The organism is Nocardia aurea, assembly GCF_003123685.1.
In the GTDB taxonomy this organism is placed as follows: Bacteria; Actinomycetota; Actinomycetes; order Mycobacteriales; family Mycobacteriaceae; genus Nocardia; species Nocardia aurea.
On the sequence record NZ_QCYJ01000175.1, the window covers coordinates 68983 to 81096 of the forward strand.

Annotated in this window: 12 protein-coding genes; 9 read left to right on the top strand and 3 right to left on the bottom strand. The window is 67.0% G+C overall.

Features of this window, described 5'->3' with window-relative positions; all coding sequences use genetic code 11:
- The first annotated feature begins 739 nt into the window (after nt 1–739).
- The 9 genes from DAT37_RS42905 to DAT37_RS45190 are packed head-to-tail and all read left to right on the top strand — an operon-like array spanning nt 740 to nt 10144.
- Complete coding sequence (locus tag DAT37_RS42905) at nt 740–1567, top strand: MlaE family ABC transporter permease (RefSeq protein ID WP_109530820.1); 828 nt, start codon at nt 740–742, stop codon at nt 1565–1567.
- A complete protein-coding gene (locus tag DAT37_RS42910; protein ID WP_109530713.1) occupies nt 1567–2421 on the top strand; it encodes an ABC transporter permease in 855 nt (284 codons plus the stop codon). Before DAT37_RS42905 ends, DAT37_RS42910 begins: the two co-directional genes overlap by 1 nt.
- 4 nt (nt 2422–2425) lie before the next feature.
- Entirely contained in the window at nt 2426–3691 is a 1266-nt protein-coding gene (locus tag DAT37_RS42915) for an MlaD family protein (protein ID WP_109530714.1), read from the top strand.
- A complete protein-coding gene (locus tag DAT37_RS42920; protein ID WP_109530715.1) occupies nt 3688–4725 on the top strand; it encodes an MlaD family protein in 1038 nt (345 codons plus the stop codon). The genes DAT37_RS42915 and DAT37_RS42920 overlap by 4 nt, the downstream gene beginning before the upstream one ends.
- A 5-nt stretch (nt 4726–4730) precedes the next feature.
- Nucleotides 4731–5789: an MCE family protein gene (locus DAT37_RS42925; RefSeq protein WP_232840344.1), complete on the top strand. Its 1059-nt coding sequence runs from the start codon at nt 4731–4733 to the stop codon at nt 5787–5789.
- Complete coding sequence (locus tag DAT37_RS42930; RefSeq protein WP_232840345.1) at nt 5786–6892, top strand: MCE family protein; 1107 nt, start codon at nt 5786–5788, stop codon at nt 6890–6892. Before DAT37_RS42925 ends, DAT37_RS42930 begins: the two co-directional genes overlap by 4 nt.
- The gene (locus DAT37_RS42935) at nt 6889–7989 is read left to right on the top strand and encodes an MlaD family protein (protein WP_109530718.1); all 1101 of its coding nucleotides are present in this window, start codon (nt 6889–6891) and stop codon (nt 7987–7989) included. Before DAT37_RS42930 ends, DAT37_RS42935 begins: the two co-directional genes overlap by 4 nt.
- Nucleotides 7986–9257, top strand: a complete 1272-nt coding sequence (locus tag DAT37_RS42940; RefSeq protein WP_109530719.1) for an MlaD family protein — start codon at nt 7986–7988, stop codon at nt 9255–9257. Before DAT37_RS42935 ends, DAT37_RS42940 begins: the two co-directional genes overlap by 4 nt.
- A gap of 56 nt (nt 9258–9313) precedes the next feature.
- Nucleotides 9314–10144: a hypothetical protein gene (locus DAT37_RS45190; protein WP_198654727.1), complete on the top strand. Its 831-nt coding sequence runs from the start codon at nt 9314–9316 to the stop codon at nt 10142–10144.
- 42 nt (nt 10145–10186) lie between these two features.
- On the opposite strand, the gene DAT37_RS42950 is transcribed toward DAT37_RS45190, so the two are convergent.
- From DAT37_RS42950 to DAT37_RS42960, 3 genes are all read right to left on the bottom strand, one after another.
- Nucleotides 10187–10459: a hypothetical protein gene (locus DAT37_RS42950; protein WP_157979000.1), complete on the bottom strand. Its 273-nt coding sequence runs from the start codon at nt 10457–10459 to the stop codon at nt 10187–10189.
- 143 nt (nt 10460–10602) lie between these two features.
- Nucleotides 10603–11082: a DNA-directed RNA polymerase subunit beta gene (locus DAT37_RS42955; RefSeq protein WP_109530721.1), complete on the bottom strand. Its 480-nt coding sequence runs from the start codon at nt 11080–11082 to the stop codon at nt 10603–10605.
- Nucleotides 11083–11301: 219 nt separating this feature from the next.
- The gene (locus DAT37_RS42960) at nt 11302–12069 is read right to left on the bottom strand and encodes an alpha/beta fold hydrolase (protein WP_109530722.1); all 768 of its coding nucleotides are present in this window, start codon (nt 12067–12069) and stop codon (nt 11302–11304) included.
- Between the last annotated feature and the right edge of the window lie 45 nt (nt 12070–12114).

Consider the following 12114-nt stretch of genomic DNA (forward strand, 5'->3'; position numbering starts at 1 on the left):
GAAGGTGGCCGGCGGGACGGCCGACGGATCGGGAATCCCCGAGGGGGTCGATTCGGTGCGGCCTGCGAGCGCCCGTGGTGTGGAAGCGAACAGACAGAAGGTCGGGGTAGCGCGGTGTCGAACAGCGGAAGTGGGCGGAACGTGCCCGTGTCGTCACATCGCGGTCCCCCCGTCGTCGGGGCGCGTTCGTCGCCGGCCGCTGTCGGGCGTCGAGTGCGGCAACGGGCATCGGCGGTGAGCCCTGTCGTGCCGCGCGGCAGGCGTCGCGGTGATGATCGCGCGACGCGCTCGCGCACCACGCCGGTCGCGTTCGGCTCGCCGGTGCGATGGGCTCGGTCGCCGTTTTACCGGCGAACCCTCGCGGTGATATCCCGGGGTGTCACCCCGCGGTGCGGCAGTGATCGGAGGGATATCGGCTCGATCGGCCGCTCCGGCAGGTCTTAAAAATAGGCTCGATACTATTTAATCTCGCGTGGCGAATATTCGTCGCGCTTGATGCGAAATACTCGTCCGAAGTCGGACGGGTTATTCGGCATTTCCGCGAGAAGTGTCCGGAATCCAAATCTGATAATTTATGGATCCACTATTGACGCGACCGTGCGGGCACCAGCACACTCGGTGCAGCGAATTCGCGGATCACCCCTACTCGAATGGAGACGTTCAGACCATGACGAACCGTTTCCGCGCCGCACCCGAACCTGTCCTGTCTGCGAAATCCGAGGGACCGACACCCGCGAAGATGTCGGCGAGCCGTGAAATCCTCGCCTGGTTCCGTGGCTATCTGGAACGGCATCCGGCCGTGGCGCTCGAAACTGTCGGCGGTCAATTCCTGCTCGGCGTGCGCACCGTGCAGTATCTGCTGATCGATATCGCGACCGGACGTCTCCCGTTCCGGGAATGTGTCCAGCAGGCCGCGTTCATGGCTTCGGCGGCGGTCCTGCCGACGATATTCGTCGCCTTGCCGATCGGCGTCACGCTGTCCATTCAATTCGGATTGCTGGCCGGACAGGTCGGCGCGACGTCGTTGGCGGGCGCGGCCAGCGGGCTCGCCGTGATCCGGCAGGGCGCGCCGATGGTCGCTGCGCTGCTGATGGCCGCCGCCGTCGGCTCGGCCATCTGCGCCGATCTGGGCTCCCGCAAGATCCGCGAGGAGCTCGACGCGATGGAGATCATGGGATTGTCGGTGATCCGGCGCCTGGTCGTGCCCCGTTTCGCGGCCGCGATCCTGATCGGGGTATCCCTGACCGGAGTCGTGTGCTTCGTCGGATTCGTCGCGGGCTACGCGTTCAACGTCTTCGCCCAGGGCGGTGCGCCCGGTAGCTTCGTGGTGACTTTCGCGTCCTTCGCCACGGTCGGCGACATGGTGCTGACGTTGATCAAGGCCGTGGTCTACGGCGCCATCGTCGCCGTGGTCGCCTGCCACAAAGGTCTCACCACCAAGGGCGGCCCGGCCGGTGTCGCGAATTCGGTGAATTCCACCGTCGTGTCCTCGATCCTTTTGCTGATGATCGTCAACGTGCTGTTCACCCAGTTGTTCATGATGCTGTTTCCCAGGCAGGGTTTGTAATGGCCGCGACCTATCATCCGCCGGGCACCCGTCTGCTCATCGGATATGCACGATCCATCGGCACCGCATTCATGCGGCTGGGCCATATGATCACCTTTTTCTTCCGCGCCGCCGCAGCGATTCCGGTGATGTTGCGGCATTATCGAACAGAGTTCATGAGAACGCTGTCGGATATCGCATGGGGAAATGGCTCGATTGTCGTCGGCGGCGGTACCGCCGGCGTCATCATCGTGCTCGGTGCGGCAGGTGGCGCGATCGTCGGACTCGAGGGGTACAACGCGCTGCATCTGCTCGGAATGGAACCCGCTATCGGATTGGTCGCGTCCACCGCGTCGACCCGGGAATTGGCCCCGATCATGGCATCGCTGGCTTTCGCCGCGCAGGCGGGATGCCGATTCACCGCGCAATTGGGCGCGATGGGTATCGCCGAGGAGATCGACGCGATGGAGTCGATGGCCATTCGGTCCATTCCCTATCTGGTCAGCACCAAATTGCTGGCCTCGGTGGTCGCCATCGTGCCGCTGTATCTGGTCTGTCTGGCAGTCAACTATCTCGCCGTGGAATTCGTGGTCGCGGCCTCCGGCGGGCTGTCCGTCGGCACCTATCACCACTATTTCCAACTCGTGCTCAACGGGCCCGATATCGTCTACTCGCTGCTCAAGGCCGTGGTCTTCGTGATCCTGACGACCACCATCCAGTGCTACTACGGCTTCTACGCCGCGGGCGGACCGCAGGGTGTCGGAATCGCCGCGGGGCGTGCCATGCGCGCCGCGATCTCGGTCATGATCGTCGTCAATCTGCTGCTCACCATTGCCCTCTGGGGTATCGGGGCCAGCGCGCGGCTGGGAGGTTGAGCCGATGTCGGTGCTGTTCGACAAGGACGGGCGCGGACCGTCCGGGCGCGCGCTGCTGCTGCGCGGAGCTATTTTCGCCGTGGTCATCGCAGTCGGTCTCGGGTTGGTGTTCATGAAATCGACCGGAACCTTCGAATCGAAGGCGCAGATCGTCGCCCTGCTCGACGAAGTGGGTGACGGACTGCCGCCCGATTCGGACGTGAAATTCCGCGGTGTGCTCGTCGGCACCGTCGCCGAGGTGGTTCCCGCCGTCGACGGCGGTGCGAGTCACGTTCGCCTGCAACTGGATCCGGGATCGTTGCCGAGCATCCCGAACTCGGTCACCGCGCGCGTGGTGCCGAGCAATATCTTCGCGGTGTCCTCGGTGCAGTTGGTCGACAACGGGCCGGGGCCGGGGTTGCGCGCGGGCGCCGAGATCGCCCAGGACCAGAGTCTGTCGACGGTGCAATTGCAGACCGCGCTGACCAAGTTGCGCGATATCGTGGCCGCCACCGCCAGGATCGGGACCAGTGACACCGTCGGCGTGCTCGCCGCGGTGGCCAAGGCGACCGACCGGCGTGGCGCGGATCTGGTGCGCGCCGGCGCTCAACTCGACCGCATCACCAGGGAACTCGGCGCGCAGATCGCGCCGCCGGGGCAACCGTCCGCCATGTCGGCGCTGACCGAGTCCGTCCAGGGCTTGGCCACCGCCGCACCGGATCTGCTCGATGTCCTGCACCACGCCGTGATCCCCATGCGCACCGTGGTGGAGCGCGAGGGTGAACTACTCGACCTGCTGACCGCGGGTACCGCCACCCTGTCCACGGTCGGGACGGGAATGGACCACCACGTCGACGAACTCGTCACCGCGACCGATCAGCTGACCCCGGTCCTCGACGTATTCTCCGCGGGCAGTTCGAGTTTCGGGCCGATCGTCGGTCGCATCAAGAAGCTGTCCGATGTCTGGTTCGCCGAATTCTGGAACGAGGAATCGCAGAACGGAACCGGCAAATTCCAGATCCGCATGACGCCCGACACCCCGTACACCCGCGCGGACTGCCCACGCTACGGGGACCTCGCCGGCGCGAGCTGCCTGACCGCCCCCACCGAGGCGACGGTGGCGCCGCTACCCGCGGTACTCGACCCGCGCTCTATGCCACGACCGGTACTCGGTCCCGAACTGCTCGATCTCATCGGCCGGGTGCTGGCCGGTGAGGCCAATGCCGCCGAGGCCGTGCTGGCTCCGCTGCTCACCGTCGCAACGCCGGAAACAGGAGGTGCCCCCCGATGAACTACCGCCGGTCGGCGATCGGACTGAGTCTTTTCCTCGTCGTCGCCTTCGCCCTCATCTGGATGACCTTCGTGACGTTGCACCGCGGTGTCGACGGCTCGACCCGGTCGTATTCGGCGATCTTCACCGATGTGACCGGGCTGCGCGTCGGTGACGACGTGCGGATGGCCGGGGTCAGGGTGGGGCGCGTCGACACCATCGAACTCGACGGAATTCGTGCCAGGGTCGGCTTCCGGGTCCAGGAACGCCAGAAGCTCTACGGCGACACCAAGGCCGCGATCACCTATCAGAACGTGATCGGTCAGCGCTACCTCGGACTGTCGCGCGGCGATTTCGGACAGCCGGGAGAACTGCCGGGCGGCGCGCAACTCCCGGTGGAGCACACCGAACCGTCCTTCGATCTGTCCGCGCTGCTCAACGGTTTCGAGCCGTTGTTCGGCGGGCTCGACCCGCACCAGGTCGACAATCTGACCGCCGCGCTGGTCACCGCGCTTCAGGGCGACGCGGGTTCGCTGACCGTGCTGATCGAGCAGATGTCGACGCTGGCGCAGTCACTGGCCGGACCCGATCAGATACTCGGATCGGTCATCACCAATCTCAACCAGGTGGTCCAGAGTATCGCCGTGCGGCGCGGCGATCTCGGCACGCTGATCACCAGCACCCGATCGATCGTGGAGGGTCTGGCGCGTCACCGGGAGGAATTCCTCACCACCCTCACCGACACCTCGGTGGTGGCGGGACGGATGGCGACGATCGTCGAACAGGACCGTCCGGCCCTGGATCGGATGCTCAGCAGGGAACCGGGGTTCACCCGGCATTTCGAGGAGAACAAGGATCAGTTCGCCTATCTCGGATTCAATCTGCCCGCGCTGCTCAAAGGTATGGCCAGGATCAGCCAGGAGGGCGCCAATATGAATGTCTACCTGTGCAATCTCAATTTCACCGCCGTGCCCGCCCTGTCGGACCTGATACCCGCCATCATCAGAATGGCGACGCCGTCCGGAACCGTCGAACAATCGCCGATGTGCAGGTGAGTGCCATGTCGACACCGTCCTCTCGTTCCGGTCGCATGCTCGTGGCGCTGCGGCAACCGCTCGAATCGCGGAATTCGCGCATGCTCGGACTGGTCGCGCTGATCGTGCTCGTCGGCGTCCTCGCGGCCACGGTGGGATTCAGCTCGATCGGTATCGGCGAACGCAGTTACGACGCCGAATTCGCCCAGGCGGCCGGTCTGCGCGTCGGCGACGGGGTCACCGTCGCGGGGGTGCAGGTCGGGGCGGTCACCGGGCAGGAATTGACCGGAGATCGGGTGCTGGTCACCTTCCGCGTCGACAACGACGTGCACCTGGGAGCCGAGACCACCGCCGCTATCAAACTGACCACCCTGCTCGGCGCGCGCTACCTCGAACTGCTGCCCGCGGGCGGCGGCGAGGTCGCCGATCACCGAATCCGGCTCTCGCACACCGCCGTTCCCTACGATCTCCAGGCGGCGCTGGAGAATGCCACCACCACCTTCGAGCAGATCGACGCGAAACAGATCGGCACCTCGCTCGACGCGCTGGCCACCCAACTCGACGGCGTGCCCGCCGTGCTCCCCGGTGTGCTGACCAATATCCGCGCGCTGGCGAATATCCTCGGCAGTCGCCGCGACGAACTCGGCTCGCTGCTGTCGGGGGTGCGCGAGCTGACCTCGGTCGTGAACAGTCAAAAGGGCGACGTGGCGACCATCGTCACGGTGGGCCGTGATCTGTTGCGCGACATCACCTCCCGGCGCGGGGCCATCGAACTGCTGATGTCGGCGACGACGCGACTGGTCGAGCAGATCAGGCAGATCGTCGTCGACGACCGCCCGAAAGTCGACGAGATGCTCGACGGGCTCAACGACCTGCTCGGCAGTCTCGCCCGACACGACGACCTGCTGCGCAACACCTTGGAGATCCTGCCCGTCGCGGTCCGCAATCTCGCCAATTCCGCAGGCAACGGCAACTCCGTCGATTTCGACGCGCCGGGCGGGGTGCTCGTCGACTCGTGGATGTGCGCGATCAGCGGGCGGGCCGACCAGGCGAACCTGCCGCCGTATTTCGAGGACTGCGAATGAGAAGAATGACCATGGTGCTGCGCGCGGCCGTCGCGGTCGCGGTGTGCGCGGTCGTCGGCTGCGCGGGCGGTCCGCTGACCTCGGGCGGTGACGACATCACCGTCGTCGCCCGATTCGACAACGCCGCGGGACTCTACGTCGGCAACGCCGTCGCGGTACTCGGCATGCCGGTGGGCGAGGTGACCGAGATCGCCCCGAGGGGAACCCATGTCGAGGTGACCATGCGCATCGAGGGAAAGGTGAAGATTCCCGCCGACGCGACCGCGGTGACACTGTCGACATCGGTCCTCACCGACCGCCACGTGGAGTTCACCCCCGTCTACCGGGGCGGTGAGGTGATGCGCGACGGCGCCCGGCTGGCACCGGACAAGACCCGCACCCCCGTCGGCGTCGACCGGCTGATCTCGATGGCCGACCGAATGTCGGACGGGCTGGAGGGCGAGCAGAGCGGCGACGGCCCGATCGCGCGCCTGCTCGCGGTCGCCACTTCGGCAACCACCGGCAACGGCGACGAATTGCGCGCGACCATGGACGAAGTGGCGCGCGCGCTGCGCCTGGGTGAGGACGCGGGCGCCGAGACCAGGGATACGGTCACCCAGATCGTCGACGAACTGTCGGCGCTGGTGTCGGCGGCCGCCGCCAACGACGGGCTGATCCGCGATTTCGGCGCCGCCTCGGTGCAATTGGGCGATATGCTCACCCAGCTCGACATCGGCGCGGGCACGACGGGCGCGCAGATCAACGCCCTGATGCGCCAGGCCGACGATCTGCTCACCGCGAACCGCGAGGCCCTGCGTACCACCGTCGCCGACACGAATACGGTGATGCGAACGCTGGCCGACTATCGCGATCAGCTCGCCGAATTCCTGGACGTGACACCGCTGCTGATGGCCAACGGCTACAACGCGGTGGATCAGCCCAACGGCGGTGTCCGTATCCACGCGCTGCTGGAACGGGTCTTCTTCGACGGGCAGATGATCAAGGAAGTGTGCAATATCCTCGGTCTGCGCCAATTGGGGTGCAGTACGGGCACTTTGCAGGACTTCGGCCCGGACTTCGGGATCACCGACATGCTGGAAGCGATGACGAGGCTGCCCGGATGAGACGACGATATCCACTTCTCGGGATCACCTTCGGCCTCGTGGTGACCACCTCCGGATGCGGGATGGGACTCGGGGATCTGCCGCTGACCACGCCCGGCGTCGGCGGTGACAGCTACACCATCCACGCGAGTTTCGCCAACGCGCTGAACCTGCCGACGAAGGCGAAGGTCCGGCTCGCGGGCGCAGATGTCGGGGAAGTCTCCGACATGTCGGTGTCGGACTACACCGCGTCGGTGACCATGCGTATCAGGGAGGGTGTCACGCTGCCGATCGGCACCAGGGCCGAATTGCGCACCGCGACACCGCTCGGCGATGTCTACGTCGCGCTCGCCGCGCCCGCGGACGCCGCACCCGCCACCGCGGCGATGCGCGACGGCGACACCATCCCGATCCCGGCCACCTCGGCGGCGGCGACCGTGGAGGAATTGCTGACGACGGCCTCGCTACTGGTCAACGGCGGGGCGATCAGGAACCTGACCTCGGTCGTCAACGGCCTCGGGCGCTCGGTGGGGGATCGGGGCGATCATCTCGGCACGCTGCTCGACCAGTCGACAGCCATGGTCGGGGCGCTTGCCGCCCGTTCCGAGGACATCCGCGTCGCGCTGGCCGAAACCAACAGGCTGGTCGCCGAATTGGCCGCCCAGCGCGGAGTGATCGACGAATTCGTCGGCGCGGCGGGCCCGGCGCTCGGCACCGTCGACGCGAGTTCCCAGCAGGCCCTCGCTCTGGTGCGACAGGTGGAGAACCTCAGTACCCAGCTGGCGAAATTCCCGGTGGTGCAGGGAGGTGAGACCGGCGGCCTGATCGCGAATCTCGACGAACTGGCCGAGCAGTTGAACAACGCCGCGACCAGTCCCGACGCCAGCCTCGCCGCGATGAACGCGATGCTGCCCACCATCCTGAAATTGACCAGCGGCACCTCGGCGCACGGCAATGTCGACCTCGCCGACTTCGCGGTGGGCGCCCTGCCCGATGTCAACCACTCCGCGGATCCTGGCAACCGCCTTCCGGACGCGAGCGATTGGCAGGCGCTGGTCGGCACGCTGACCTACACCCTGTTGAAACTGCGTGATCGCGTCTTCGGAGCGGGCCGATGAGCGGCGGATTCGGCGGATTCGCCGCGACGGTCGCCGACGCTCCGGCCCGGATCGTGGTCGGCGCGGTCCGGGGCGGACGGCCCTACCGGCTGACGCTGTCGGCGGTGGCGCTGGGCGTCACCGCGGTCCTCGGCGCGACGTACCTCGTGTTCGGGGCACTCGGCGTCGATCCGACGGCCGCCACCTACACCGTGCGCGTGCAACTGGAACAGTCCGGCGGACTGCTCGCCGGTCAGGACGTGACATTGCGCGGGGTGCCGATCGGTGAGGTGAGATCGGTCGATTTCACGCCGACGGGGGTGGTCGCCGTCGCGACCATCGACGCCGAGGTGCGGGTTCCCGCCGACGGCACCGTCGACGTGACGAGCCTGTCGACGGCGGGGGAGCAGTACCTCGATTTCCGCCCCGCTCGCGACGACGGTCCGTTCCTGGTGGACGGCGCGGAGATCGCCATCGACCGGACCTCGGCGCCGGTACCGCTGTGGCAGATGCTCGGCAAACTGGATTCCACGCTGGCACAGGTCGATCCGGCGCAACTGGCGGCCGTGGTGGACGAACTCGGCGTCGGCCCGGACGGTCCGCGTAAACTCACCGACATCATCGACGGCGGCATCTTCCTGGTGTCGACATTGGATTCGGTGCTCCCGCAGACGGTCGCCCTGCTGCGTGACAGCAAGACGGTGCTGGCCACCCTCGGCGACGGTTCGGCGGGTCTGACGACGTTCTCTCGTGACGCCGCCGAATTCATGCGCGGCGTCGAGGCGAAGACGGGCGGTTTCGTGGATCTGCTCGGTGCCGCGCCCGGCACACTCGCCGCGCTGGACGCGGTGCTGTCGGACAATTCCGCCGAGGTCGTCGGGTTGCTGACGAATCTGTCCACGGTCGCGCAGCTGACGAATTCGCGCGTTCCGGCGTTGCAGGAGTTCTTCTTCCCGACCATGCGCGGCGGGTCCACCTTGGACGCGCTGGTCACGGTGATGCACGACGGCGGCCTGTGGGGACTGGTCAACCTGTATCCACGGGCCACCTGCCAGTACGAACTGCCGCGTCGGGCGCCCGCGATCGCCGACTACTCGGAGCCGTACCTGTACACGTTCTGCCCCGACGACGACCCGTCGATCCTCGTGCGTGGCGCGCGCAACGCGCCGCGACCGCTGGGAGAGCAGATTCCGAACGGACCGCCACCGGGCGAACCCGCCGACCGGACCGCCTCGCCCACCCCGCTCGGCCCGTTGTCCATACCCCTCCCGCTGCCACCTACCCGATAGGTACGGCCACGCGCCCGCACGACCGCGGAAACTGTTCGACGCTAGGAGAGAAAGTCATGAACGAACCCACCGGAACGGCAGTCGAGGACAAGGGAACCGACGGGGACGCGACGGTGGAGCCCGTGGAACCGGTATCGGTCGCGAAGAAGACCTCCGCGACGGCCACCGCCGAACCTGCGGGCGACCCCGCCGCTGTCGGCACCGCGGCCACCGACGTCGGTACCGCCGTCATCGTGACCGGGGATGCGGGGACTACGGCCACCGTGTCCGGCGACGCGGGTGCCGCCGCCACCGTGTCCGGCGGTGCGGGGGAACCCGCCGCCGACGCGGCGGCAGCCGAAACCGACTCCGCGCAGCCGGAATTCGTGATGCCGTCCAAGTGGCAGATCCGCAAGATGATCGCGCTGCTGCTGTGGCGCAAGATCCGGCTGCCGTTGCTGATCCTGGTGGCCGTGGCGGCGGTGGTGCTGGCGGCGATCTTCGGGTGGAACGCGAAGCAGCAGAGCGACGAAGATGACGCGGCCGCCGCGGGTCTGGCCGCCGCGCGCGCCTACGGGGTGACGTTGACCAGTGTCGATTCGGGCAATCTCGACCGGGATTTCACGGCGGTACTGGACGGGTCGACCGGTGAGTTCAAGGATATGTACACCCGGTCGAGCGGGCAGTTGCGTCAACTGCTGCTCGACAACAAGGCGACTGGCACCGGCACCGTACTCGACGCGGCGGTGAAATCGGCGACGACGACGAAGGTCGAGGTGCTGTTGTTCATCGACCAGACGGTCACCAACGCCGCCTCGACCACTCCGCAGGTGGACCGTACCCGGGTGGCGATGACGATGGAACTGGTCGACGGCCGGTGGCTGGCGAGCCGGGTCAGCCTCCTCTGACGGGGCACGAAATAGCTTGGTGTACTTGCTGTTCAGAACGCGCTAGTTCGGTGACCGCGCGCCTTCGGAGACGCGCTCGTCCCGGTGCTGGAACCGCACCCGATCCCACAGTTTGCGCGGCATCCGGTCGAAGCATTCCCCCAGCGACGGCGCGCCGTCGAAAAGCGCTTCGGCGCCGTCGGTATCGCGGACGCCGACGACATGGATGACTCCGTCGCGGGCGAACCACGTCGCCGTGATCCCGTCGTACTCGGTGGTCCGGATCTCCTCGCCGCGTGCTCCGGTGTTGGTCGGTAGGCGCTTCACAGGTGTCAAGGTAGCAGTGTGAGCGTCGAAAAGAGTTGTCCTGCAACGGTAAAGGCCGAAACATAGCTTTGCCGCGCGATAGCGGAGGCAATCGCGGGCCGGTGGCTCGCCGCCCGGGACATTCCGGTCGGCGAGCATTCGGGCGACCGGAATCAGGCCGAGGTAGCGGTCCGGCGCTCCGGATGCGGCCCACACGCGCGCACCGCGTCCAGTACCGCGCGCCCGGACGGCCGGAACGCCGATCGCGGCGGTTCCACCCACACCCGGAATTCGGCGCCTCGCTCGGAAGGGCCCGGTAGCGCGATCGTGCCGCCGGTCCGCACCACCGAGACATTCGAGCGGAACATCTCGGCGAAGGATCGGTCGTCCTCCGGTAGATCCGGCTGGATCAGGAACGTCCAACGGTGGGAACGGGGATGCGACAGTATCGGCCCGAGTTCGGCCTGTCGTTTCCTCATCTCGGCCTGTACCGCTTGCCCGAGTGCGGTGGGCATGATCAGACCCCACACCGTGGTGGTGCGCATGACGATCCGGTCGGGACGGGACGGATCGAGTGCGGCGGGGAGATCACAGATACGCCGGTAGTAATCGCACCGGGAGGACGACTCGTCTCCCGAAGCAGGGTGGTCCATGCGAAAAGCGCCTTTGCTCGCAGTGGTGGTACATGGTGCTCCCGGCTCGTGGAAACTCCTGATGGGCGTAAGCTTTCGAGGCTTGTCACGCCGGTCGCGGGTCAAGCAGACCATTCCGGCGTACTCCGCGACAAGTTTCGGCCGGAACTTTCTCTCGTGGCCGAATCCTGGTGGGCCACCGGATGGCTACCGATCGCTCGACACGGATGTCGTTCGGAATCAGGGGGACTCGAGCGTGTCGAGGATCGTCGCGGCGACGAGCGCCGGATCGTCGATCATCGGCACGTGCCCGACACCGTCGAGCAGCAGGAATCGGGCGTCGGGCAGTCGTAGTCGCGCGATCACGCCGTTGACCGACGGCGGAAAGACCCGGTCGCTTCCGGCCCACGCGAGGGTGATCGGACAGGGAAGCGTGCGCATCGGCACGATCTGTTCCGATGTCGACAGCAGATCGGCGGACACGGTGCACGCGATGACATCGGCCGCGATCTTCGCGGCCTCGGCCGCGCCGATCCGATCGCCGTGTTCGGCGATATTGCGCAACAGCACGCGGCGAAGCGGCGGTACCCGCATGGCGGGTGCGGCGAGTACTCCGCCGATGCGCGCGAGGGTGACCTCGCGGCGCAGCGTGGCCGTCGCGTCGCTGTTGCTCGCCGCACCCGCGTCCCAGAATCCGGCGGGTGAGATCGCGCAGACGCTCGCGGCACGCCCGCGCCGCGCCAGTTCGATTGCCATCCAGCCGCCCAGGGAATTGCCCGCGATATGCACCCGCGCCTGCCCGAGCGCGTCGAGTCGCCGTTCCACGTCGTCGACGAGATGGCTGACGAGCGCGGGACGATCGAGCGCGGCCGGACCACCCCGGTGCCCCATCGCCGTCATCGGGATGACCTCGCGGCCCTCACCGAGTCGGGGAATCACGCGGTCCCACACCGTCTCCGACATCATGACACCGTGCAAGAGGAGCAACGGGGTGTCGGTGGGTGTCATCTGTATCCTGCGCTTTCCGGGGCCGAGGAGTCGCGGTTCTGCGGA